This is a genomic window from Streptomyces sp. NPDC021012 (assembly GCF_044333355.1).
Taxonomy (GTDB): Bacteria; Actinomycetota; Actinomycetes; order Streptomycetales; family Streptomycetaceae; genus Streptomyces.
Window position 1 is genome coordinate 413,398 of sequence record NZ_JBIRQU010000007.1, and the last position, 22,651, is coordinate 436,048.

The following is a 22,651-nucleotide window of genomic DNA, read 5'->3' on the forward strand; positions in this document are numbered from 1 at the left end:
CAGACCGTTGGTCACGACCCAGTATCCCGGGTGCACCCAACCTTCTTCCTTCGACAGGAGCCCCGGACCCTCGTCGCGGCACAGATGCCGCATCAGGCGTTCGTACGCCGGACCGCCGGCCACCAGCAGCAGGGGCGCGGTGAGAGTCGCACCGACCCAGACACCACACCGAAGGGCCACCTGAGCATGTCCATCTATACCCACGCGACGAGTATGGCGCCTACGGCTCGGGTATCGTCCGACCCGGTCGATCAGTAGAGCAGTTGGCGGGGCGGCATGCACAACGAGCGGCTCGACGAGCCACTGTCGGACGAGGAGCTGAAGCTGTTCGTCCAGTACCTGCATCGGTTCGCGAACCACGACGTGGACATCTCCGTGAGGATGGAAGCCGGGGACCCTGAGCACCCCGTCTACGTACTCTTCGGCAGGGACTATCCCCCGGTCGGAGACGCTTCCGACTATCCGCGGCCCTTCGCGGACCGGCGGCGGTCGGCATCCACAGATGACATCAACGACGGTGGATGACAGCAGTCCTCACGGCCCCTTACGGCCTTCGCGAGCTGCGGCCCGACCCCGCAGGTGTAGTAGTCCAATCCAGCTCACATGGGAATGTTCAGCGGCACAGTTCCATGATGGTGTCGTCGAAGTCGGGGAACTCTTGTGTGGCCTGCGCGACGATCGTCGCTGCCGACGCGCGGCAGGCCGGAGCGTGCTGCTCCGCGATGGCTGCTAGGTCCTCGTTGACCCGCGGAGCCCAGTCGGGCTCGGGTTCGTAGAAGGCGGCCGCTTCCCACGGGCCGAAGCCGTCAGCCAGCAGCCATAGGAAGGTGCCCAGGTCGCGGGCGACGACTCCGGTCTCTCCTTCGGAGCCCATGAAGACGACGGGCTGCTCTGCCAGTTCCTGGCCGGGACGGATGAGCCAGAAGGCTGCGTACCCGCCGGTGCCGTCCTGGCCGAAGACACGGAAGTCATCGCCGGTCAGGTCGCTGTTGCCCGTCCATGCACGGAGCCAGTCCGTTGTCTCGTCGGCAGTCAGGAAGGACTCGTACGGTTCGAAATCGACGCCGTCCTCCCCTATGCAGTCGAGCCGGACCGCCATGGCAGCGGCGAGCGCAGCGGGAAACTGGCGGTCTTCGTTCGGGAGCATGCGAACAGATTAGTGACCACCCGGGAGGCCCACGAGGCCTCTGGCCTCACCGACTGTGCAGCTGGCGTTCGTAGGAGACTTTTAATAGCAGCCGTGAGAAGCCGTCCGCAGCGGACAATGCCGGCATGACGCTGACGATTTGGGTCGATGACTGGCAGATGCAGTGCTGCGGAGAGAGCTTCGCGCCAGGCGATGTTGTCTCGTGGACCCTGTTGGAGGCCGATCCGGAGGACTATGCCGACCTCGTCGGTAGCGAACGTGCGGCTGAGATCGACTTTTGCGAGGAGCATCACGGCCAGGAGGAGGGGCACGCGCCCACCTCGGTGGAGGTGGTGTCGATCGTCGAGGTGCACTGCCGTTACAGGGTACCCCCGGGCGCCACGAGCAAGGTGAACTACCCCGTTCCGGGCACGACCGTATTGGTACCGGTTGAGAAGGCGGACGGGTGGGCGAAGGCCGGACCGGATCTCAGGTTCGCGGGCTACTTGGTGACCGCCCGACGTGTCACCGACCTGCCGGAAGGTGCGGCTGCTCACGGTCAATAAGGGAGCTGGCGACGCGTGCCAGATGCGTGCCAGATCGAACGGTCAACCCCGGTCACTGGAGGATCTCTGCGGCGTCCACAGCTTGTGACAGCCGTCGTAGCGCACAGAGCCGGTGAGCTGCCATGACGGGTCGGTCGGCTGCGGGTGCCAGGCTTCCGGGTGGGGTGTGTCCGGCCTGGACATGACGTTCCTCTCGTCGGCTCCCCTTGATGGGCGCGTTCCCGTACGAGGTGCCCCCCTGCCCGGCCGAATGAGCGGGCCCCGCCCGGGCAGTCGAGGGGAAGAAGAGCCGCTGCCCGATGACCTTGTGAGCTGGTGTGAGCATGGCGAGTGACACAGGCCCCCCGACACGTCCCGTTCCGCCGGATCCCGTGGACCCGTCGGAGCCGCGGCCGGCACCCCCGACGGACCCGGTCCCCGCCGGCCCGCCATCGCCCCGACCAGGTCCCGGCCCGGCTCCGACGCCGGGGCCTGGGCCGGGACCGGGGCCGGGGCCCGAGCGGGAGCTTCGAACGCGCGCAGGGCGGGCTGCGAGGGGGACGTCGCCGAACGATCCGGTTCCGCCGAGTCCTACACCGGTGCCGGGCCCGGGTCCCGGTCCGCAGCCGGGGCCGGTTCCCGGTCCCGTGCCCGGGCCGGGTGGGCCTGATCCGGTGCCGCCGGCGCCCCCGCAGCCAGAACCGGATCCTCAGCCGGGAGGCCCGCGACCGGAGCCGCGGCCCCAGCCGGGCCCTCTGCCCGGCCCGGTGCCCGCGCCGGAGCTGGTCACCTGACCCGGCCGGGGGTGTGTCGTCAGGACACGCCGGATGCGTCAGAGGCCACGAAATACGGTGTGGTGGGCGACTCGTCGAGGGTGAACAGGGCGCCGTCCGGGTCACGCACGGTCGCCTGGCCTCCGCCGGCCGGCCAGAGGCCGTTCTGGACGAGGCTGCCGCCGTTCTCGACGGCCGACGCGGTGGCCTCCGCCAGGGAGGGGACCTTGAAGTGGACCAGCCAGCGCGGCCGCCGCTGCGGCCTGGGTGCGGCCGCCTCGACGGGACCGCTGTTGAGACGGGCCACCGCTGCGCCGTCGCGCCGCAGGACGACCTGATCGTCCTCGTACGAGATGTCGCAGCAGCCCACGCCCTGTGCGGCGGCCCAGTCGAGGACCTCGCCGTAGAAGAGGGCGGCGTCGAACGCGTTCCCGGTGTGGAGCTCCAGCCACGCGGGTGCCGGTTCGTCGCCGACGTGCCAGTCGGACAGGACCCGTCCCTCCCAGATCCCGAAGGTGGCGCCCTCGCGGTCGGCGACCAGGGCCGCGCGGCCGCTCGGCGGGTAGCGGACGGGGCCGACGCCGATCGTGCCGCCGCGCTCGCGTATCCGGGCCACCGCGTCGTCGGCGTCGGCGACGGCGAAGTACGGCGTCCAGGCGACGGGCACCGCGAGTTCACCGGCCACGGCCGCGATGCCGGCCACCGGCGTTCCGTCCACCTCGGCGACCGAGAACGCCTGGCCGAGCGTGCCCTGGCGGAACGACCAGCCCAGCACGGCGCCGTAGAACCGCTCGGCGGTGCTCCGGTCGCGTGCCGCCAGGCTGAGCCAGCACGGCGCACCGATCAGATCGGCTGTGACGAGGACCATGGAGGGTCTCCTTCCCTTGGCCGGGCGACCGCCAGGATGCCGCCACCGCTCATGGTGCCGCCGGTCGGCCGAAGAGTTCGTCGTAGCCCGGGGGCAGCTGCGTCAGGACGCGGTGCGTGAGGTCTCCTCCCGCGGCCTCCGCCGCCACGCTGAGCACGGCGCCGACGTCCCACCGGGCGGTCTCGTCCGTGGCTCCGTCGATCCACGCGGCGGTGGCGCGCACGAAGCGTTCGGGGGACAGGGGCTCGGCGGCTTGGAGCGGGTTGAGCAGGATCAACGCATAGGTCTCGGGGAGCCGGGCGGCGAGCTCGCTGCGTTCGCCGCCGACCAGATGGGCGCCGAGCAGCGCCAGGACCACGCGGGCCGCCCGGTCGGCCTCGTAGTCGGTGTCGTACTCCCCGCGTTCCCGGACTTCCTTGAGGAACACGTCCTTCAGCATCGGTTCCGTCCCGTCGGAGGAGGAGAAGGGGGACAGGGTGGGTGGGCGCGGAGGACGGGGACGGAAAGGGGAGGATCCGTGCCCCGTCCCCCGCGCAGAGCCGACTGCGGCTCGTCTCAGCTGCTTGTCTCTCGGCTGCTTGTCTCTCGGCTGCTTGTCTCTCAGCTGCTCATCTCTCAGCTGTTGATCTCCTTGCGGTCGCCCCGGTTCTCGATGGTGACCTTGCGGGGCTTGGCGCGTTCGGCGATCGGGATGCGCAGGGTGAGGACACCCGCGTCGTAGTCGGCGGCGATGTGCTCGGTGTCGAGCGTGTCGGCCAGCATGACCTGGCGGGAGAAGACACCCAGTGGCCGCTCGGAGAGCTCCATCTGGGCGTCGTCGGCGTCCACCGCCGGACGCCGCTCGGCCCTCACGGTCAGCATGTTCCGCTCGACGTCGATGTCGATCGCGTCCGTGGCAACGCCGGGCAGGTCGAAGGCGACGACGAACTCGTCGCCCTTCCGGTAGGCGTCCATCGGCATCGCGGACGGCCGCGACCAGGTGCCGGGTGTCAGCAGCTGCTGGGTGAGCCGGTCGAGCTCACGGAAGGGGTCGGTGCGCATCAGCATCGAGAACACCTCCAGTCGGTTCAGTCGTCATCTACTGGGATCTACTGAGGCGCTTCACCTCATTCCGGTGTAACATGTCATCAACCTGATGACAAGAGTAAATGTCATCGAAAAGGTGACGAATCGGAAGGATTCGTGACCATGACCGCGAGTGACCAGAGCGGTGAACACCATCGCCGCGACGTACGGAACGTGAACGCGCCGGACGTAGCGGTCGGTGGGCACGGCGACGTGCGTACGGGACCGAAATCGCTCCTCGCCGCCACCGAGGCACTCGACGTCATCCGCGCGGCCCTGCGTACGGCATGCGCCGCGGACCCGGACGCCATGCGCCCCGCGCCGGACGAGGGCGGGCGCGTCGAGGACGGGCCGGAGCGGGCGCTGGCCTCGCTTCTGCTGCTGCGCGAGGTGCGCGACGAGCTCGGAAGCTGGGAATCGAGGCTCATCGAAGAGGCCCGCCGGACCGGCGCCAGCTGGGCGGATCTGGCCCACCCGCTCGGCGTGGCCAGCCGACAGGCTGCCGAGCGCCGTTACCTGCGGCTCCGGCCGGGCACCGCCGGAAGCACCGCCGAGCAGCGCGTCCAGGCGACCCGCGACCGGCGGGCCGCCGACCGGGCGGTCGTCGCCTGGGCCCGCGTCCACGCGGCCGACCTGCGCCGCCTCGCCGGCCAGATCACCGTCCTGACCGGCCTCCCCGAGGCGGCCCGGGCGATCCTCGCCGAGCTCGACCGCGCCCTCGCCGAGGACGACGCCTCCGGGCTCGTCGCCCCGCTGACCGGGGCCCGGGACCACCTGCGGGCCACCCGCCCGGACCTCGCCGAGAACATCGACCGCCTCGCCCTCCGCGCCGAGCAGCTCCGCCGCGACAGCGCGCATCAGCGCGGCAGGACCTGAGTGACCGCGGCCCGGCCGCGAACCGAACGAATCGCAGGCATGCGCGCCCGTACCTCCCGGATCCCGAAGATCGCGCCCTCAGGGTCTGCGACCAGTTCCGCACGGCCGCTCATCGAATACGACGGAGCCGGACCCGATCGTGCCGCCACGGCGACGATCGGGTCCGGCCAGAGGGCCGCCCTGCCCGCCGTGAGCCCGCCGCCGGTGCTGCGGGCGTGCGGTTGCGCTCGGTCGTCTGCCCGCTGCCCGCCCACCCGTGCCCGTGGGTACGCGTGGCGAACGCCCGCCCGGGTGACCGGTCGGCTGAGGGCGCGGCGGCCCGGCCGGTGGCGTCGAGCCGCTCGTACACGGTCGTGCGAAGGGTGCCGCCGTCCATGGCGTGGCTGATCAGCATGCCGGCCTCCCGTTCGCGCGTCCGCAACGGGCGTCTTCACAGCCGCGCGGCTTCCCGGAAGTGCCTCGCGCACTCCAGCGGTCCGCCTTCATGACCAGGCGTTGAGCAGTCTGTCGTGGTGGGCGGCGAGCCAGGTAGCGAAGTCCTGGAGGGCCGGGTCGAGGTCGCGGACGGCGACGAGGTCGCGGGCGGCGGTGAAGCGGTGCTCGCAGTCCGCGTAGTACTGGAACATGTTGCCCGTCTCGTCCGCGCCCGGGAATCCCTGCGCGCGCCACTCGTCGGGGCTGAGGGGCCGGTACCGCACGGGTTCGCCGAGGGAGGTGGAGAGCGCCGCGGCCATGTCGGCGACCTTGAGGTGCTCGCCGGCGATGCTGATCGTGGCGGCGATGAGGTCGGCTCCGCGCCGGAGGATCGACAGGGCGGTCTTGCCGATGTCGTCGACCGCGATGCCGGAGAGCCGGCTCTCGCCCATGGGGTACGTGAGGTGGAAGGCGCCGTCCGGGCCGCGCTGCGGGGCGAAGGCGCCGAACAGGTTCTCCCAGTAGAAGGTGGCGCGCAGGAACGTGGTCGGCACCGCTTCCTCGGTGAAGTAGTGGTCGGCTTCGGCCTTGCCGTCGAAGTGCGGCACCTTGTAGTGCTCTTGGAGGGTCGGCATCCGCTCGTCGTCGAGGGAGATGCACTCGCGGGTGTCCTCCAGGGTGGACCAGATCGCGTGCTGCACTCCGGCGTGGGAGGCCGCCCGGGCGAGCGCCTGTGCCTGGGTCTTCTCGCGCTCTGCGGACATGTGTTCCCAGAAGTTGGTGACCAGGAACGCGCCGTACGCGTGCTCGAAGGCGGGCGCGAGGCTGGGCGGATCGTCCATGTCGGCCCGGACGATGTCGTCGACGCCGAGGCGCTTCAACTCCCGGGCGGCTTCCCCTTCGGGGTGGCGGGTGACGGCGCGTACCGCGAACTCGCTCTCGTGGTCGGCGAGTACGGCCCGCACAAAGCCGCCGCCCTGCCTGCCGGTCGCCCCGATCACCGTGATGATCTTCCTGTCGGTCATGGCTCGATCGCCTCGCACCTCGGTTCAGCTGCTGCCGTCCCTCCCGCGTCTACTCGCCCTTGCCCTCCCGCTTGTCCTCGTCGACGATCTCAGCATCGACGATGTCCTCCTCGCCACCGGCTCCACCTGCTCCACCGGCTGCGGGCCCGGCGTCCCCCCGCGCCTCCTGCTGCTGGGTGTACATCGCGGTGCCGATCCGCTGTGCGACCGTGCTCAGCCGGTCGGTGGCGGTGCGGATCTCGGCGGCGTCCTCGCCCTTGAGCTTCTCCTTCAGCTCGGCAACCGCGGTCTCGACCTCGGACTTCACGTCACCGGGAACCCTGTCCGCGTTGTCCTTGAGCAACTTCTCGGTCTGGTAGACGAGTTGCTCGCCCTGGTTGCGGGTCTCGGCGGCCTCGCGACGGCGCCGGTCCTCCTCGGCGTGGGCCTCGGCGTCACGCATCATCCGCTCGATGTCGTCCTTCGGCAGCGAGGAGCCGCCGGTGACGGTCATCTTCTGCTCCTTGCCCGTGCCCAGGTCCTTCGCGGTCACGTGCATGATGCCGTTGGCGTCGATGTCGAAGGCGACCTCGATCTGCGGGACGCCGCGCGGGGCCGGCGGCAGACCGGTCAGCTCGAACATGCCGAGCTTCTTGTTGTACGCCGCGATCTCGCGCTCGCCCTGGTAGACCTGGATCTGCACGGACGGCTGGTTGTCCTCGGCCGTCGTGAAGATCTCGGACCGCTTGGTCGGGATCGTGGTGTTGCGCTCGATGAGCTTGGTCATGATGCCGCCCTTGGTCTCGATGCCGAGGGACAGCGGGGTCACGTCGAGCAGCAGGACGTCCTTGACCTCACCCTTCAGGACACCGGCCTGCAGGGCCGCGCCGACGGCGACGACCTCGTCCGGGTTCACGCCCTTGTGCGGGTCCTTGCCGGTGAGCGACCGCACCAGAGAAGTCACCGCGGGCATCCGCGTCGAGCCGCCCACCAGGATCACGTGATCGATGTCGGCGACCTTGATGCCCGCGTCCTCGACCGCCTGACGGAACGGCGTCTTGCAGCGTTCGAGCAGGTCTTCCGTCATCTTCTCGAACTGCGCGCGGGTGAGCTTCTCCTCCAGGTGCAGCGGGCCCTCGGCGGACGCCGTGATGTACGGCAGGTTGATCGACGTCTCGGTCGCGGACGACAGCTCGACCTTCGCCTTCTCCGCGGCCTCGCGCAGCCGCTGCGCCGCCATCTTGTCCTTGGCCAGGTCCACGCCGTACCCGTTCTTGAACTGCTTCACCAGGTGGTCGACGATCCGCTGGTCCCAGTCGTCACCGCCTAGATGCGTGTCGCCGTTGGTGGCCTTCACCTCGACGACGCCCTCGCCGATCTCCAGGAGGGACACGTCGAAGGTGCCGCCGCCGAGGTCGAAGACGAGGACCGTCTGGTCGTTCTCCTTGTCGAGGCCGTACGCGAGGGCGGCCGCGGTCGGCTCGTTCACGATCCGCAGGACGTTGAGCCCCGCGATCTCGCCCGCCTCCTTCGTCGCCGTCCGCTGCGAGTCGTTGAAGTACGCAGGCACGGTGACCACCGCGTCCGTGACGTCCTCCCCCAGGTAGGCCTCGGCGTCCCGCTTCAGCTTCTGCAGCACGCGGGCGGATATCTCCTGCGCGGTGTACCGCTTCCCGTCGACCTCGCCGCTCGCCGGGAACCGCCAGTCCGCCTCGCCCATGTGCCGCTTGACCGACCTCACGGTGCGGTCCACGTTCGTCACCGCCTGCCGCTTGGCCAGCTCACCGACCAGCACGTCACCGCCCTTGGCGAAGGCGACCACGGACGGTGTGGTCCGCGCCCCCTCCGCGTTCGCGACGACCGTCGGCTCACCGCCCTCCAGGACGGAGACCACCGAATTCGTCGTCCCCAGATCGATACCGACCGACCGAACCATCTTCGGCCTCCCAAACCCGAGGGCGCCACACCACGACGCCTTTACCCGGCGCCTTCCCCGCACGGCCGCGGGTATGCGCCCGTCCATGAGGTCAGCAGGGCTGTGGAACCGAGCAGAGCAAGGGCGGTCGCGCAGAGCGCGCGGGCCGCCGTGTCGGGCGGCGTGTTGTTCTTCGAGGTGGCGCAGGCGGCGTGAGAGTTCATGGACGGCGGCGATCAGGACGCCCTGGGCATCGACGACGTCGATGGTGGTCTCGCGCCGGCCGTAGCCGAAGGCGGCCCGCCGGTCCTGGGCCATCGGACCGATGTGCAGGGTGTCGGGGGTCCCGGGCGTAGCGCCACTCGCTGACGGGCAGTTCGTCCAGGAGCGCGAGGATCCGGGCCCGGGTGAGGGGGTCGTCGCGCGCATCGGCGTCGACCCGGGCAGCGGCGACAGCCAGTTCCCCACCACCGAGTCCGTGGTGCGCAACGGCGTGATCCCGATCGGCCTGTCGGTCCTCTTCGGTGCCGGCGTGGTGACCTGGCTCGGCTGGTGGGGCAGCGTCCTGAACTACCGGGTGCCGGTGCGGCACTGGGTGCGCTTCGTGCCGATCTCGATGCCGGTGGTCGCCGTCCTCGGCGTGAACCACCCCGACCTCTCCGACCAGCCGGTCTCCCTGGTGCCGGCCCTGGTCATGATGACCGCGCTCGTCGGCATCGGCGAGGAGCTGATGTTCCGCGGCATCGGCGTCCAGGTCTTCAAGCGCGCCGGCCTCAGCGAGGGAAAAGTCGCCTTGTGGTCCTCGGTGGTCTTCGGTGTCGTCCACGTCAGCAACGCGTTCGGCGAAGGCACCCAGGCCGTCTCCCAGGCCGTGATCGTCTCCACCTCCGGCTACTTCTTCTACCTGTGCCTGCGCGTCGGCGGCACCCTGCTGCTGCCGACGCTGGTGCACGGCCTGTGGGACTTCAGCCTCGCCTCCAACGCCGTGGGCGCCACCCCCAAGGCAATCCCCCGGGATGATCCTGTCGATCGCGCTCCAGGTCGTCCTGATCGTGCTGGCGATCGTCAAGCGCCGCACCGTCGAACCGGCCGACCGTCCCGACGACACCACCGTCGCCCCGGCCGCCCACCGCGCCGCCGGGCACTGACACCCCGCTGTACTCGCGGGCCACGGGCCGTCACGGACGTGAGCCAGGGGTGACCACCGCTCCCCCGGCCCGGGCGACAGGCGGCACCGGCCGGGCCTACGGCGATGTCCGGTCGGACGACCGAGTCGATCAACGCTCACCACCCGCCCTCGTCCCGGCGAGGCCCACGCCCCGTCCACGCACCCTTTGACGCAACCGGACTCGGCGCCAAGACCGCCTGCCGTCACCGACGCGCCGGAAGCACCCCTCCTGCTTGGTGGCAGATGATCGACGGGATCCCGCACCAGGTGCAGACCGGCGTGCACTGGCGCGATCTGCCCGACCGGTTCGGTGCGTGGAAGACGGTCTACGAACGCCGTCGGCTGTGGTCGACCGACGGGACCTGGGAACGTCTGCCCCAACGGATCCAGGCGGAAGCGGACGCCGCCGAGGACATCGACCGGGCGGTCGAGTCGTTCGTGGAGGGCCGGGGAGGACGGAGATCGCGCGGATGGCAGGTCCGCCGCACCTGTTCGTCGTGGGAACCGAGGCGTTCTCGCAGGTCGGCGCGGTGTCGGCCTACGACGCGCGACTGTCTCGGCCAGGTTGTGCAGCAGGCGCCAGGCATCGGCTGCTTGCCGAGCTTGCGGGGCACCTGCTTGGGCCCGTCGCGGAAGGAGCCGGCACGGTCGCGGCAGATGATCCGCACCTCAGGGCGGTTCCGCAGCTGTAAGGGGCGTCCCCCCTCCCCCCCCTGATCAGGGTCAGGGTCAGGGTCCCGCGCTCCCGGCCGTTCTCCTCCCCCGTCGGTATCCGTCGCTTCTTGGAGGTCGAAGCGACCGGTTACTGGTCGGAGTGGCGGGTAGGCGGTGCAGTGACCGTCCGGGAAAGGACCGAAATGAGTGCCAAGGAGAAGGCCAAGGCCAGGATCGAGCAGATCATGGGCAAGGTCGTCAGGCGAACCGCCCATGCCTCGGGCGACGACACCACGGCGGCCAAGGGCGCCGCGCTACAGGCCCGGGGCAAGGCCCGGCAGATCAAGGAGAAGGGCAAGGACTTCTTCAAGCACTGATCGGGGCATACAAGGGGGAAAACGGGGTAGCCGCCGCGATGGCCCAGCCATGAGGCGGGTCGAGACTAGTGCGGGAAGGTGACTGTCGTGGCCGCAGGAAAGAAGGCCAAGAACATGGCGCAGACCGCCAAGGGCAAGGTGAAGGAGACCACGGGCAAGGCCACCGGCGACACGAGCCTGGAGATGAAGGGCCGCGCCGAGCAGGTCGCGGGTGACGCCAAGCAGACCGCGCAGAAAGCCAAGGACACGCTGAAGCACTGACCGAATGCGCGACCGTCCGGACGATCCCGGGCACCGATCGGCGCATCACCCGCCCTGGAGGAGGAGCGGCCACGAGGGCCGCTCCTCCTTCTGTCATGTGGGGCACGGGCAGTGATCAGCGCCTGCTCCGCCGACCACCGACGGTCTCGTACTCGTCGTCTTCCTCGTCCTCATCCGCCTCTTCGCCCCCGTCGTCCTCGGCGTCCTCGGCGTCCTCGGCGTCCCCTTCCTCGTCGGCCTCCTCGTACCCCTCGCCGTCCCCTTCCTCGTCTTCGTACCCCTCGCCGTTCCCCTCCTCGTCTTCGTACCCCTCTTCGTCCTCGTACTCCTCCTCGGGCTCCTGCCCTTCCTCGTCCTCCTCCTCGCCCGTCTCACCGTTCTCCTGTTCCTCCTCAAGGGCTTCCTCGTGCGAACGGACCACTTCGCCGTCGCGGATCTCGCCCCGCCAGCCCTCCGGTTCCTCGTCCGTGAGGGTGACATGGCGGCGGAAGTGCTTGAGGTCGAGTCGGAGTCGACGGCCCTGGGCGCGCCACAGGTTGCCCGTCTTCTCGAAGAGGCCGGAGGGGTAGTACTCGACGGTGAGCAGGATCCGGGTGAGGGACGGGGCGAGCTCGTGGAAGCTCACACAGCCGCGGGTCGACCCCTTGGCGCCATCGGAGGTCCAGATGATGTGGTCGTCGGGTACCTGCTCCTGGACCGTGGCCTTCCAACTACGGGTGGAGGGGCCCACCTTGACCTTCCAGTCGCTGGTGGTCTCGTCGCCCTGCGAGACGTTGCGGACGCCCTTGGTGAATCCGCTGAAATCCTCGTACTGGGTCCAGTGGTTGTAGACCCGCTTCAAGGGAGCACCCACATCGACGGTCTCGACGATGCTGGTGATCTTCCGGGTTCCGCTCCTGCGCTTGCCCTTTCCTCCGCCGAACAGGTTCGACGCGGCATCGGTGACCTTGTCCTTGAGGCCGCTGAGGGAACTTCCCACCATGGCCTTGACCGGGGAGTCCCCTTGGAAGATGCGTCCGCCGACATCCGTGAGCTTGCCGCCGTTGTCGGCCACGTCGTAGAGCTGATCGGTGACGTCTCTGAGCTTGTCCGTCGCCTTCTCCGCCAAGTCTCCCGCCTGGGCGGTGAGGAACTCGCCCAGCTCACCGAGCAACCGGTCCATTCCGGATTCGGACTTCTTGCCGTGGCTGCGGTCTTCGGTTGCCATGACCTACCTCCGCGTCGACGGTTTGCGCGCCGCCGTCTTCTTCGCCGCCGTTTTCTTCGCCGCCGGCCTACGGGCCGGGCTCGTGCGCGCTGCGGTCTTCTTTGCTGCGGTCTTCTTGGCGGGCGCCTTCTTCGCAGGGGCCTTCTTTGCGGGGGCCTTCTTTGCGGGAGCCTTCTTTGCCGGGGCCTTCTTGGCCGGAGCCTTCTTGGCCGGAGCCTTCCTGGCCGGAGCCTTCCTGGCCGCAGTCTTCTCTGCCGCCGTCTTACGTGCTGCCGTCTTCTTCGCCGGACGGGCGCTGGTGGTCTTTTTCGCGGGGGCGGCCTTCTTCGCGGGCGCCCCTTCGGATGTCGACCGCCTCTGCGGCGTGGTCTTCTTCGCCGCAGTCTTCGACGCGGACCTCTTGGTGGTCGTCTTCTTGGCCGGCGCGGCGGTTTTCCTGCCCGTCGAGGTCGTAGCACCACTCCGAGAAGCCCTAGGGGGACGAGACTCGGTGGTTCCCCTCTCCCGTGTACGGGATGACGGACGGGAGGACCGCGGTGAGCGCGACTTCTCCGGCTGCTGTTCCTCCTCTTCCTCACCCTCGTCCTCACCCTCTTCCTCGGGTTCTTCCCCGGCCTCCAACTCGTCTTCCTCGTAGCCCTCGTCCTCGTCGTCCTCGTACCGTTCGCCCTCGTCGTCCTCGTACCGTCCGCCCTCGTCGTCCTCGTCGTCCTCGTACCGTTCGCCCTCGTCGCCCTCGTACCGTCCGTCCTCCTCGTCATAGCGGCCTTCCTCGTCCTCCTCCTCTTCCTCCTCGCCGCCACCGATCGCCAGCGTGCGCTCATGGAGCGAGTCCGCGAGGTCGGCAAGCTTGCGGTCGGCCGCCGCACTCAGTGCCTGGCGGCCGGCGTCCAGGGCTTCGCCCCTGAGCTGCTCGCCGATGTCGGCGACCTGAGGAATGTCCTTGAGCTTGGTCAGACCCTGGGTCACGAGCTGTCGCGGGTCGAGACCGAAACGCCGGCCCGCGAGGTAGGTCGCCAGGGTGAAGGCGAGGCGGGCCTTCTTCGTTCGTCCCAGTACGTAGCCCCCGGCCAGTGCGGCCGCCAGGGTGATCTTGGTCGTGTTGTCCATGACCTCTGTCCCTTCACCGGGCGCCTGCGGCCCTGTCGCCGCCTGGTACGGGACTCTCGCATCGGGTTGCGAGCCCTCTGTACACCCGTGAAGGACGCCCCGCTCGGGCGGTGGGGAACGAGCCTGTTCTCCCAGCATGGCGTCTGCCCCTATACCATGGACTTCTAACCTTTGCTAGCCGTATGTCCTCTTGGAGCGCCCTATGGCCTCATCGGACCCGGATCGCCCCCGACGTACAGCTGCGCACGCGGATGACGACCAGCGGCTGGAACGTCAGCGACGGAAGCCCGCGCCACGACGGCGGAAATCCGTCGACGCGGCTTCGGCCATGAGAGCGGCCGCCGTCCAACTCGCCACACTGCTGGGCAGACCTCCCGAGTCCGTGTCCTCGCTGAAGCCCACGGACGAGGGGTGGGAGGCGCAGGTGGAGGTGGTGGAACTGGAGCGCATTCCGGACACGACCAGCGTGCTGGCCAGCTACAAGGTGGCGCTCGACGAGGAAGGCGCGTTGATCTCGTTCGAGCGAACTCGCCGTTACAACCGCGGAATGATCGATCGGCCGTTCTGACTTCGGCTCGGCCGTGGAAGGAGGCGCCATGACCATGGTGCCGCAGAGCGGCAGTGCCGTCAGCGGGGGCAGGGGCTCCACGAGCAGTCTCTACGACGTCCTGGAGCTGATCTTGGACCGGGGGCTGGTGATCGACGTCTTCGTCCGCGTGTCCCTGGTGGGCATCGAGATCCTCAAGATCGACGCGCGGATCGTCGTGGCCAGCGTGGACACCTATCTCCGCTTCGCCGAAGCATGCAACAGGCTCGACCTCGAAGCGGGCCGCAAGGCCCCGGCGCAGCTTCCCGAGGTCGTGGGGGACATGGTGGAGGGCGGGTCCCGCGGCAAGTCCAAGGGGGCGCTCAGCGGGGCGGTCGAAGCGGTGACGGAGTCCCTGAAGGGAAAGTCCCGTGACGACGAGGAACCGGACGAGGAGGAGGCGGAGGAGGAGCCCGCTCCCCGGCGCCGGCGGCCCCCGGCCCGACGTACGGCGCGCCGGGAGAAGGAGTGACCCATGGTCCTCTACGTCTACGCGATCGTCGCGAAGAACCACCCTGCCTCCCTCGACATGTCCGGCGTCGGCTCGGAACCGGCGCCCGTACGCTTCCTCGGTTCCGGGCCTCTTCGCGCCGTGGTCAGCGACATCTCCGAGGAGATCCGCCCCAAGCGGCGTGATCTGCTGATCCACCAGGAAGTGCAGGAACGCCTCATGCGGGGCGGGCCCGTCCTTCCCCTGCAGTTCGGCTATACCGCCCCCGACGAGTCGACGGTCGAGGAGGTGCTCCGCAGGGACGCCGACAGCTATCTCGCCAATCTGGAGCGGCTCGACGGCTGCGCCGAATACCACGTGCGCGCGTCCCAGGACGAGGAGCGGCTCCTGCGCCAGATCCTGCGGGACACCCCCGAAGCCCGGGAGCTGAACGAACGGATCCGCTCCGGCGAGGAGGATCCGCAGCTGCCGCTGGCCCTCGGTCAGCTGGTGGCCGCGCAGGTACGCGAACGACAGGACGCCTTGGCGTCCGGACTGGTCGAAGCGCTGGTGCCGTTCGCCCGGGAGCACAGCGTCCGGCAGGCGTCGGGCGACGATTTCCTCAACTTCTCGCTGCTGGTCCCCGAGGACCGGAAGGAGGACTTCCTCACGGCACAGGCGAACCTCGCCCAGGAGATCGAGAACGGCGTCGAGCTCAGACTCAGCGGCCCGCTGCCGCCGTACAGCTTCGTGCAGTGACTGAACACCCCGGGAAAGGAGGGTACGAGGATGGGCCTGGTGACGTACCTGCTCACGCTTGCCTTCGCCCCCGTGCGCAGCGTCGTCTGGGTCGCCGAGAGGGTGGTCGAGAAGGCGGAGGAGGAGTACTACGACCCCGCTCCCGTCTGGCGGGAGCTCGCGGCCCTGGAGGACCGGCTCGTACGAGGGGAGATCGATCAGGAGACCTTCGACGAACGTGAGGACGAGCTGCTCGACCGGCTGGACGAGATCACGGCCCATCGGCGGCCCACGCCATGACCGGAGAACGAGGCCTGCATCGTGTCTGATCCCCTGCCCGAACGCTTCGGGCACCTGCCTTCCCGAGCGGCTCCGGCACCGTACGGCCCGAGTTCCTCCGCGACCCTCGCCGACATCCTCGAACGTGTCCTGGACAAAGGCATCGTCATCGCGGGGGACATCCGCATCAACCTGCTCGACATCGAGCTGTTGACCATCAAACTGCGGATCCTGGTCGCCTCCGTGGACAAGGCGAAGGAGATGGGCATCGACTGGTGGGAGCACGACCCCTCGCTCTCGTCGAGACACAGCGACGATCCGCTGGCGGAGGAGAACCGCCGGCTGCGCGCCGAACTGGAAGAGCTGCGGCGCGCGGCCGTGACCTCCCGGGACGCCCGTCCACGGCGCGCTTCCCGGGCGCGGGAGGACGCGACGGGCGCGCCCGATGAGTCCGATGAGACGGCCACGACGCGGGAAACCGCCGAGGGACCGGATGACGCCGCTGCGAAACCACCCCGAAGGCGCAGGGAATGAACAGTCACGACGGCCTGACCTACGTCTATGCCGCAGCTCCCGACACACGGCGGCTGCGGACCGGGCTCGTCGGCGTCCGCGGAGTGTCGGGGGCGCCCGTCTCCCTCCTCGGCCCGCTCGGCGAGAGCGAGAACGCGTCGGGCGGCACCCCGGGTACGAGCGACACGGAGGACGCCGTCGCATTCGTCGTCAGTCGCGTCGCACCCCGTGAATTCGACGAACGCGCGCTGAAGCGGCGCTTCGAGGACCTGGAGTGGCTGGAGGGCGTCGCGCGGGCCCACAACGAGGTCGTCCAGACGATCGCCCGCCACGACACCGTCCTGCCGCTGCGCCTGGCCACCGTCTACGAGAACGACGACCGGGCCCGCCGGGCGCTCGTCGCCCAGGGCCACGCCTTCGCCGAGCGGATCCGCCTGCTCCGCGGCCACAGCGAGTTCGGCGTCAAGCTCTACGTCACCACCGCAGCGGCCCCGGAGGAGACGCGCGGTGACGCGGACGCCCGTTCCGGAGACACCGCCGCACTCAGCCCCGGCAAGGCGTACCTGCGGCGGCGCCGGGCACAGCACACCGCGCAGGAAAGCCGCTACCTGCACGCCCAACAGGCCGCCGAACGACTCGAAGCCCTCACCGCCCGGTTCACCCCGCACCGTGTGCGCCACCCCGCCCAGCGCGGCGCCCTGGCGGGGCCCGACGAGAACGTCCTCAACGACGCCTACCTGGTTCCCGACGACCGGGCCGACGCGTTCCGCGCGGCGGTCACCGCGGCGGCGCAGGACCTTGAGGGCGTGCGCGTCGACGTCACAGGCCCCTGGGCCCCCTACTCCTTCGCCATGCCGGCGCCGTCACTCCAGCGGCTCCCGGCGGACGGCGACCGGGACGGGCGAGCGCCGTGACCGTCGACCGGCCCGTCGAAGCGCTGCCCGGACGCCAGGTCGCTCTGGTCGACCTGCTCGACAGGCTGCTCAGCGGGGGCGTGGTCCTGTCCGGCGACATCGTGCTGTCGATCGCCGACATCGATCTCGTACGCATCTCGCTCCGCGCCCTGATCGTGTCCGTCGGCACCGAGGCGGACCCGATGGCACCGACTGGCCGGGGGCCGACGTGAGCGGGGCCGGTCCGGCACCCGGGGAAGGGAAGGCCCCTCCGGGCACCTCGCCCGACCTGCGCGGCGTCGCTGCCGACCTGGGCGACGCGTTCCGGCTCCTCCAGGCACCGGCCCTTCCCGCCGACGAACCCCCGCCTCCCGCGCGCCGGATCCGGACCGGCCGCGAGACGGTGGAGGAGGACCTCCTCAAGCTCGTCCTCACGATCGTGGAACTCCTGCGCCAGCTCATCGAAAGGCAGGCACTGCGACGCGTCGACGCCGGCGACCTCACGGACGACCAGGAAGAGGAACTGGGCGCGACCCTGATGGCCCTGCACGACGCGCTGTCCGACCTCTGCGCCGAGCACGGCTACACGCTGGACGACCTCAACCTGGACCTCGGACCGCTGGGCCCCCTGCTGCCCCGCGGGGAGTGACGCCTTCGCGCGCATGAAGCGGCGGACCGGGGGCAGGCGCTGAACGGACGCCGCGAAGCCCGTCGGAGCTCCGGCGAACTCCGCGACCTCGCCGCTCTTGCGGTCGCCCAGCACCGGACCGCTGTCCCACCTCGGGATCCACGTCGACTTCCTGTCGCCGTCGTGGGTTCCGGTCCCGATCGGGAACATGATCACGTGGGGCTGGACCGGCTACAACATGCTGATCATCTACTCCGCGCTGCAGACGATCCCCGCCGAGGTGACAGAGGCCGCCGCGCTCGACGGCTGCACCGGATGGCGCCTGGCACGGGCGGTGAAGACCCCGCTGGTGCGCCCCGCGCTGGTGCTGACCACGGTCTTCTCCACCATCGGGACGGCGCAGCTGTACACCGAGCCGGCGGTGCTGGTCCGCGCGCGCGTCCCGGGCGTCGACCCGAAGTTCTCCCCGGTCATGAACACGACCTGGGCCTGTACACGCTGATCCCGCTGTGGTGGCTGTTCGTCTCCTCGACCAAGGCCTCGGGCTACCTCTACACTGGTACACCCCTGTGGTTCTCCCCCTTCGACCTGGTCACCAACATCAGGGACGTGTGCGGCTTCGAGGACGGCATCTTCTCCACCCGGCTCGCCAACAGCGCGCTGTACAGCCTCGTCGGCATCCGGAACAACTACCTGCTGCCCTCGCTCATGCTCAACACCTCCTCACTGCAGCCCGTCACGGTGGGCCTGGTGCGGTGGCGCTCGGAGTTCGCCAACGGAGTGCCGCCGCTGCTGCCGATCACCGGTGCGTTCCTGTCGCTGATCCCCCTGCTCGTCGCCTTCATCGGTCTCCAGCGGTTCTGGCGCAAGGGCCTGACCGCAGGCTCCGTCAAGTAACGCGTTCGCTGCCCCGCTTCCCTCCTGAACCGCAAAGGACCACTGCATTGACCCGTGCCCACGTCGTTCTCGACAAGCAGGCCGTCATCGCTCCTGTCCGACGCCGCACCTTCGGCTCGTTCGTCGAACACCTCGGCCGCTGCGTGTACACCGGGCTCTACGAGCCGGAACACCCGAGCGCGAACAAGGACGGCTTCCGCATGGACGTCGTCGAACTGGTCAGAGAGCTCGGCAGCACGACGATCCGCTACCCGGGCGGCAACTTCGTCTCCGGCTTCCGCTGGGAGGACTCGATCGGCCCGCGCGACCAGCGTCCGGTGCGCCGCGACCTCGCCTGGCACTCGCTGGAGTCGAACCAGGTCGGCCTGGACGAGTTCGCCCGCTGGCTCAAGCTCACCGACTCCGAGCTGATGCTCGCGGTGAACCTCGGCACACGCGGCATCCTGCCTGCCCTGGACCTGCTCGAGTACGCCAACCACCCCTCCGGTACGGCGCTTTCGGACCTCCGTATCGCCAACGGCACACCGGACCCGCACAACGTGCGCATGTGGTGCCTCGGCAACGAGATGGACGGCCCCTGGCAGACCGGCTTCATGACGGCCGACGACTACGGCAAGCTCGCCGCCCGTACCGCCGGCGCGATGAAGACGGCCGACAAGGACCTCGAACTCGTGGTCTGCGGCTCCTCCGGTTCCTCGATGCCGACCTTCGGCGACTGGGAGCGCACGGTGCTCGAGCACACCTACGACCACGTCGACTACGTCTCCTGCCACGCCTACTACCAGGAGCACGACGGCGACCTCGGCTCCTTCCTCGCCTCGGCGACCGACATGGACTACTTCATCGACACGGTCGTCGCGACCGCGGACCACGTGGGCTACAAGAAGCGCTCCCACAAGAAGATCAACATCTCGTTCGACGAGTGGAACGTCTGGTACCAGAAGGAGCACGAGGAGTCCGGCGAGGTCAACGACGAGTGGCGGCACGCCCCCCGGCAGCTGGAGGACGTCTACTCGGTGACGGACGCCGTCGTCGTCGGCAACCTGCTGATGACGCTGCTCAAGCACAGCGACCGCGTCACCTCGGCCTCGCTCGCGCAGCTGGTCAACGTGATCGCGCCGATCATGACCGAGCCCGGCGGCCCTGCCTGGCGGCAGACGACCTTCCACCCGTTCTCGATCACCAGCCGGCTTGCCGCCGGTGAGGTGATCCGGCCCGTCGTCGAGGCGCCGGCCTACACGACGGCACGCCATGGCGAGGCCTCCGTCGTCGACGCCGTCGCGACCGTCGACGAGGACCGCGCCGCGGTCTTCCTCGTCAACCGCGATCTCACGCAGGCCAGTCAGGTCACGGTCGAAGTGCGCAGCCTTGGCTCCTCGCGGATCCTGGAGGCGGTCACGCTCGCCGACCCGGATGCGTACGCGAAGAACACCCTCACCGAGCAGAACCGCGTGACCCCGCACCCGAACCCGAGCGCGATCCTGTCCGACGGGCTGCTCAGCATCGAGCTGCCGCCGGTGTCGTGGACCGCGATCGCGCTGGGCTGAGTACCGCAAGCCCCGCCCCGCGAGGACATGTCCACGGCCACCGTGCAGGCGCCGACGCTCAAGACGCTTTTCGACTGACCGCGTGACCTGACGCGGGGGTGGTACGCGGTGAGGCCGGAAAGCGATCTCTTTCCGGCCTCACCGCTTGCCGTCCGGGTCCCCATCCGGTGACGCGTTGGAAGGTCCGTTGCCGGTTGGCGCTGCCCTTGTCGGCGTACTGGACCAGCGCGGCGCCGTCGGCCGTGCCGCCTCCGCCGACGTCGAGGACCTTGCCGCTGCGCACGCTGACGCATGTGCAGGCCCTGGTGGGGGCGATGGTGTACTGCACGGAGTCGGCGTCGACGTAGCCGGTGTTGTTGGGGTTGTAGGTGTACAGGCCGACCCGGTCGCCGCGGTATCCACCCCAGGCGAGCTGATAGGTGCCGCCGAAGGCGGTGTACGTGGTGCCGTCGAGACTGCAGGAGAACCGGCTGACGCCGTTAACGTCCCAGGTGGTGCGCAACCACACGGCGTTCTGCGTGACCACCGGGCCGTTGGTCGGGGTGCCGCCGACGTTCTGGGCAATCGTGGTGGTGGTCCCGGAGCGCCGCACGCCCAGTCCGGCGTAGGTGGCCGCGTAGTGGCACAGTCCGGCGTGCTGACCGTCGACGAGGCCGTCCAGTTCCAGGCGGACGGTCACCGTCGCGCCGCCCGCGGCACGCAGCACCCGTTGGGCGAGGGTGTTGCCGAGCCTCGGCCTGCGCCTGGCCGTCAACGGCGAGCCGCGCCAGGACGGCCACACCAAGAACATGGTCTTCGACGTCGCCCACCTGGTCTGGTACCTGAGCCAGTACATGGCGCTCGACCCCGGCGACGTCATCAACACCCGCACCCCGGCCGGCGTGGCCCTCGGCCTGCCCGGCACCCCCCACCTGCGCACGGGCGACACCGTCGAGCTGTCCATCGACGGCCTCGGCACCCAGCGCCAGACGTTCAACAACGCCTGAAAGGCACCCCGTTGTCCGCAACCACCGCGCTCCAGGCACCAACCGACACCCACCAGGACCCGGATACGTCCTTCCGGGCCACCGAACCGGCGGACGAGCAGAAGGTGATGACATGACGGCCGCCGACCTTGCGGGCCTGGCGGCAGTGGTCACCGGCGGCGCCTCCGGTATCGGCCTGGCCACCGCGTCCCTGCTCGCGGAACACGGCGCGCGGGTGGCCGTTCTGGATCCCGCCCCCGCATCGCTGAAGGAGCCGCTGCCGGGCTTCACCGCCGACGTCGGCGACCACGCCTCCGTGCGTGCCGCCGTCGACGCGGCGGCCGACGCCTTCGGCGGCATGGCGGTCCTGCGCCTGCGACCCGAACAGAAGACGTGACGTGAGGATGCACCGCAACATCCTCAGGTCCGGGCCGGTGCGGGTCAGTGAACCCGCCTTCGACACGGCGGCGATCGACAACCTGTTCACCCCGGTCACCGACGCCGAGGCCGAGGAAGCCGTCGCCGCCACCTGGGAAGCCGGTGTCCGCCACTTCGACACCGCCCCGCACTACGGCCTCGGACTGTCCGAGCGACGTCTGGACGACGCCCTGCACGACCTGCCCCGCGACGAGTACGTCATCTCCACCGAGGTCGGCCGACTGCTGGAGCCGACCGCCCTCGGCGGCGACGACCTCGCCAACGGGTTCGCAGTCCCGGCCACCCACCGGCAACACTGTGACTTCGGCGCCGAGGGCGTGCGGCACTCCACCGAGGACAGCCTCAACCGGCTGCGATCGGCATCGGCATGAACCAGGCGGAGGCACTGGCGCGATTCGTCCGCGAGACCGACATCGACGTGGTCCTGCCGACCGGCCGCTACAGCCTCCTCGACCAGCGCGGCCTGACCGAACTGCTGCCGCTGGCCGCCGAGCGCGGCGTCGGCGCGGTGGTCGGCGGCGTCTTCAACTCGGGCCTGCTCGCCGACCCGAAGCCCGGCGCAACCTTCGACTACGCCGCAGCACCGAACGAACTGCTCTGCAAAGCAGTGGGGTTGAAGGAGACCTGCGAGCTGCACAGGATGCCGCTGCGGGCCGCCGCGCTGCGCTTCCCGTCCGGGCGCCCGGCCGTCGCGAACGTGCTGGTCGGCGCCCGTGACACCCCCGCGCCGACGCGCGAGTCCCTGCGCGCCCGGTGGCGACGGCCGAGGGAAGCAGGCCGTACGACGACGGAAGGGAAGGGCCGATGAGCGGCCGCGACACCGTACTGGGCGACATCCGGAGCGCGCTGGTCGACGTGCCGGACGTCGAGGTTCCCGACGGCGACCCCGCCCCGCGCGATCCGCGCTCCCGGCAGGCGGGGCCGGACGTCGTCGGGCTGCTCGTCCAACGCGCCACCGGCTACCGCGCCACCGTCGTCCGGGTTCCGCCGTCCGACGCCGTCGCCGCCGTGGGCCGCGCCGGCCCGCACCCGAGCAAGGTCGATAGCGCTGCCCCGGGTTTCCCCGACGACCTCGTACCCGAAGGACCCTGACCCCGGTTGGAGGACGCTCCGCCGCTCACGGCCCGACAGCTCGACGCGACGGACGCCGCACTCACCACCGTCGCCGCAGCGATCGCCCTCACCGGCACCGTCGCCCTCGACGGCGGACCGGGACAAGGACGTCGGCCGCTGACCCCGATCTCCGGCCCCTCAGCCACCAGCGACAGCGAACTGGACCGGGTGGAGGGCGTACACGGACCGCGAACACTCGACCTCGTCGTGATCGCGGACGACCAGGGCCTGCCTCTCTGATGCGGTGACAACCGACACGAC

At 69.8% G+C, this 22,651-nt stretch carries 29 protein-coding genes and 3 pseudogenes; 23 read left to right on the plus strand and 9 right to left on the minus strand.

What is annotated here, in order from left to right:
* Positions 1 to 276 precede the first annotated feature (276 nt).
* Positions 277 to 525 carry a hypothetical protein gene (locus ACH4TP_RS24860; protein ID WP_398439174.1) on the plus strand — a complete coding sequence of 83 codons (249 nt, stop codon included), beginning with the start codon at positions 277 to 279 and terminating at the stop codon, positions 523 to 525.
* An 88-nt stretch (positions 526 to 613) separates the two neighbouring features.
* On the opposite strand, the gene ACH4TP_RS24865 is transcribed toward ACH4TP_RS24860, so the two are convergent.
* Positions 614 to 1,147: an SMI1/KNR4 family protein gene (locus ACH4TP_RS24865; RefSeq protein ID WP_398439175.1), complete on the minus strand. Its 534-nt coding sequence runs from the start codon at positions 1,145 to 1,147 to the stop codon at positions 614 to 616.
* Between the two features lie 125 nt (positions 1,148 to 1,272).
* Here ACH4TP_RS24865 and ACH4TP_RS24870 point away from each other — a divergent pair, with 125 nt between their 5' ends.
* Complete coding sequence (locus ACH4TP_RS24870; RefSeq protein ID WP_398439176.1) at positions 1,273 to 1,692, plus strand: DUF6578 domain-containing protein; 420 nt, start codon at positions 1,273 to 1,275, stop codon at positions 1,690 to 1,692.
* A 792-nt stretch (positions 1,693 to 2,484) separates the two neighbouring features.
* Here the strand turns inward: ACH4TP_RS24870 and ACH4TP_RS24875 are convergent.
* From ACH4TP_RS24875 to ACH4TP_RS24885, 3 genes are all read right to left on the minus strand, one after another.
* Positions 2,485 to 3,312: a VOC family protein gene (locus tag ACH4TP_RS24875; protein ID WP_398439177.1), complete on the minus strand. Its 828-nt coding sequence runs from the start codon at positions 3,310 to 3,312 to the stop codon at positions 2,485 to 2,487.
* A gap of 49 nt (positions 3,313 to 3,361) precedes the next feature.
* A complete protein-coding gene (locus tag ACH4TP_RS24880; RefSeq protein ID WP_398439178.1) occupies positions 3,362 to 3,751 on the minus strand; it encodes a DUF2267 domain-containing protein in 390 nt (129 codons plus the stop codon).
* Between the two features lie 176 nt (positions 3,752 to 3,927).
* Positions 3,928 to 4,359, minus strand: a complete 432-nt coding sequence (locus tag ACH4TP_RS24885; protein ID WP_398184370.1) for an Hsp20/alpha crystallin family protein — start codon at positions 4,357 to 4,359, stop codon at positions 3,928 to 3,930.
* Positions 4,360 to 4,500: 141 nt separating this feature from the next.
* Between ACH4TP_RS24885 and ACH4TP_RS24890 the strand changes: the two genes are divergently transcribed.
* Positions 4,501 to 5,253, plus strand: a complete 753-nt coding sequence (locus tag ACH4TP_RS24890; protein WP_398439179.1) for a hypothetical protein — start codon at positions 4,501 to 4,503, stop codon at positions 5,251 to 5,253.
* Between the two features lie 482 nt (positions 5,254 to 5,735).
* Here ACH4TP_RS24890 and ACH4TP_RS24895 read toward each other — a convergent pair whose 3' ends face one another.
* A complete protein-coding gene (locus tag ACH4TP_RS24895) occupies positions 5,736 to 6,692 on the minus strand; it encodes an NmrA/HSCARG family protein (RefSeq protein WP_398439180.1) in 957 nt (318 codons plus the stop codon).
* Between the two features lie 49 nt (positions 6,693 to 6,741).
* Entirely contained in the window at positions 6,742 to 8,607 is a 1,866-nt protein-coding gene (gene dnaK, locus ACH4TP_RS24900) for a molecular chaperone DnaK (RefSeq protein WP_398439181.1), read from the minus strand.
* Between the two features lie 313 nt (positions 8,608 to 8,920).
* Between dnaK and ACH4TP_RS24905 the strand changes: the two genes are divergently transcribed.
* The 4 genes from ACH4TP_RS24905 to ACH4TP_RS24920 all read left to right on the plus strand — a co-directional run bounded on the left by ACH4TP_RS24905 (position 8,921) and on the right by ACH4TP_RS24920 (position 11,046).
* Positions 8,921 to 9,787, plus strand: a complete 867-nt coding sequence (locus tag ACH4TP_RS24905; RefSeq protein ID WP_398439182.1) for a CPBP family intramembrane glutamic endopeptidase — start codon at positions 8,921 to 8,923, stop codon at positions 9,785 to 9,787.
* A 51-nt stretch (positions 9,788 to 9,838) separates the two neighbouring features.
* Entirely contained in the window at positions 9,839 to 10,471 is a 633-nt protein-coding gene (locus ACH4TP_RS24910; RefSeq protein ID WP_398439183.1) for a transposase, read from the plus strand.
* A gap of 140 nt (positions 10,472 to 10,611) precedes the next feature.
* Positions 10,612 to 10,785, plus strand: a complete 174-nt coding sequence (locus ACH4TP_RS24915) for a hypothetical protein (protein WP_389226136.1) — start codon at positions 10,612 to 10,614, stop codon at positions 10,783 to 10,785.
* Between the two features lie 87 nt (positions 10,786 to 10,872).
* Positions 10,873 to 11,046: a CsbD family protein gene (locus ACH4TP_RS24920; protein WP_398182616.1), complete on the plus strand. Its 174-nt coding sequence runs from the start codon at positions 10,873 to 10,875 to the stop codon at positions 11,044 to 11,046.
* Between the two features lie 115 nt (positions 11,047 to 11,161).
* Here the strand turns inward: ACH4TP_RS24920 and ACH4TP_RS24925 are convergent, their stop codons facing one another.
* Entirely contained in the window at positions 11,162 to 12,253 is a 1,092-nt protein-coding gene (locus ACH4TP_RS24925) for an SRPBCC family protein (protein ID WP_398439184.1), read from the minus strand.
* A gap of 3 nt (positions 12,254 to 12,256) precedes the next feature.
* Positions 12,257 to 13,363: a histone H1-like repetitive region-containing protein gene (locus ACH4TP_RS24930; protein ID WP_398439185.1), complete on the minus strand. Its 1,107-nt coding sequence runs from the start codon at positions 13,361 to 13,363 to the stop codon at positions 12,257 to 12,259.
* 202 nt (positions 13,364 to 13,565) lie between these two features.
* Between ACH4TP_RS24930 and ACH4TP_RS24935 the strand changes: the two genes are divergently transcribed.
* The 11 genes from ACH4TP_RS24935 (at position 13,566) to ACH4TP_RS24985 (ending at position 19,874) form a co-directional block, all read left to right on the plus strand.
* A complete protein-coding gene (locus ACH4TP_RS24935; protein ID WP_389226148.1) occupies positions 13,566 to 13,931 on the plus strand; it encodes a gas vesicle protein in 366 nt (121 codons plus the stop codon).
* Positions 13,932 to 13,959: 28 nt separating this feature from the next.
* The gene (locus tag ACH4TP_RS24940; RefSeq protein WP_389226151.1) at positions 13,960 to 14,421 is read left to right on the plus strand and encodes a gas vesicle structural protein GvpA; all 462 of its coding nucleotides are present in this window, start codon (positions 13,960 to 13,962) and stop codon (positions 14,419 to 14,421) included.
* Between the two features lie 3 nt (positions 14,422 to 14,424).
* Positions 14,425 to 15,138 carry a GvpL/GvpF family gas vesicle protein gene (locus ACH4TP_RS24945; RefSeq protein ID WP_398439186.1) on the plus strand — a complete coding sequence of 238 codons (714 nt, stop codon included), beginning with the start codon at positions 14,425 to 14,427 and terminating at the stop codon, positions 15,136 to 15,138.
* Positions 15,139 to 15,168: 30 nt separating this feature from the next.
* Positions 15,169 to 15,417: a gas vesicle protein GvpG gene (locus ACH4TP_RS24950; RefSeq protein WP_398439187.1), complete on the plus strand. Its 249-nt coding sequence runs from the start codon at positions 15,169 to 15,171 to the stop codon at positions 15,415 to 15,417.
* Between the two features lie 21 nt (positions 15,418 to 15,438).
* Positions 15,439 to 15,930 carry a gas vesicle protein gene (locus ACH4TP_RS24955; protein WP_398439188.1) on the plus strand — a complete coding sequence of 164 codons (492 nt, stop codon included), beginning with the start codon at positions 15,439 to 15,441 and terminating at the stop codon, positions 15,928 to 15,930.
* Positions 15,927 to 16,823, plus strand: coding sequence for a GvpL/GvpF family gas vesicle protein (locus ACH4TP_RS24960; protein WP_398439189.1), 897 nt, complete (start codon positions 15,927 to 15,929; stop codon positions 16,821 to 16,823). Before ACH4TP_RS24955 ends, ACH4TP_RS24960 begins: the two co-directional genes overlap by 4 nt.
* Positions 16,820 to 17,035, plus strand: a complete 216-nt coding sequence (locus tag ACH4TP_RS24965) for a gas vesicle protein (protein WP_389226166.1) — start codon at positions 16,820 to 16,822, stop codon at positions 17,033 to 17,035. The genes ACH4TP_RS24960 and ACH4TP_RS24965 overlap by 4 nt, the downstream gene beginning before the upstream one ends.
* Positions 17,032 to 17,451 carry a gas vesicle protein K gene (locus ACH4TP_RS24970; protein ID WP_398182591.1) on the plus strand — a complete coding sequence of 140 codons (420 nt, stop codon included), beginning with the start codon at positions 17,032 to 17,034 and terminating at the stop codon, positions 17,449 to 17,451. Before ACH4TP_RS24965 ends, ACH4TP_RS24970 begins: the two co-directional genes overlap by 4 nt.
* Before the next feature lie 97 nt (positions 17,452 to 17,548).
* Positions 17,549 to 17,932, plus strand: coding sequence for a carbohydrate ABC transporter permease (locus ACH4TP_RS24975; protein WP_398182588.1), 384 nt, complete (start codon positions 17,549 to 17,551; stop codon positions 17,930 to 17,932).
* Between the two features lie 107 nt (positions 17,933 to 18,039).
* Entirely contained in the window at positions 18,040 to 18,327 is a 288-nt protein-coding gene (locus ACH4TP_RS24980; protein WP_398439190.1) for a hypothetical protein, read from the plus strand.
* Positions 18,328 to 18,374: 47 nt separating this feature from the next.
* On the plus strand, positions 18,375 to 19,874 hold the full coding sequence (locus ACH4TP_RS24985; protein WP_398439191.1) for an alpha-N-arabinofuranosidase: 1,500 nt from the start codon (positions 18,375 to 18,377) through the stop codon (positions 19,872 to 19,874).
* 58 nt (positions 19,875 to 19,932) lie between these two features.
* Here the strand turns inward: ACH4TP_RS24985 and ACH4TP_RS24990 are convergent, their stop codons facing one another.
* Positions 19,933 to 20,580 (minus strand): RICIN domain-containing protein, encoded by a 648-nt coding sequence (locus ACH4TP_RS24990; protein ID WP_398439192.1) that lies wholly within the window; start codon positions 20,578 to 20,580, stop codon positions 19,933 to 19,935.
* 22 nt (positions 20,581 to 20,602) lie between these two features.
* Here ACH4TP_RS24990 and ACH4TP_RS24995 point away from each other — a divergent pair.
* From ACH4TP_RS24995 to ACH4TP_RS25015, 5 genes and pseudogenes are all read left to right on the plus strand, one after another.
* Positions 20,603 to 20,860: pseudogene (locus ACH4TP_RS24995) on the plus strand (fumarylacetoacetate hydrolase family protein); the annotation flags it as partial.
* A gap of 112 nt (positions 20,861 to 20,972) precedes the next feature.
* Positions 20,973 to 21,209, plus strand: a pseudogene (locus ACH4TP_RS25000) (SDR family NAD(P)-dependent oxidoreductase); the annotation flags it as partial.
* Between the two features lie 34 nt (positions 21,210 to 21,243).
* A pseudogene (locus ACH4TP_RS25005) lies at positions 21,244 to 22,085 on the plus strand (aldo/keto reductase).
* The gene (locus ACH4TP_RS25010; RefSeq protein ID WP_398439193.1) at positions 22,082 to 22,369 is read left to right on the plus strand and encodes a hypothetical protein; all 288 of its coding nucleotides are present in this window, start codon (positions 22,082 to 22,084) and stop codon (positions 22,367 to 22,369) included. Before ACH4TP_RS25005 ends, ACH4TP_RS25010 begins: the two are co-directional and overlap by 4 nt.
* Before the next feature lie 6 nt (positions 22,370 to 22,375).
* Positions 22,376 to 22,630: a hypothetical protein gene (locus tag ACH4TP_RS25015; RefSeq protein ID WP_398439194.1), complete on the plus strand. Its 255-nt coding sequence runs from the start codon at positions 22,376 to 22,378 to the stop codon at positions 22,628 to 22,630.
* Positions 22,631 to 22,651: the final 21 nt, after the last annotated feature.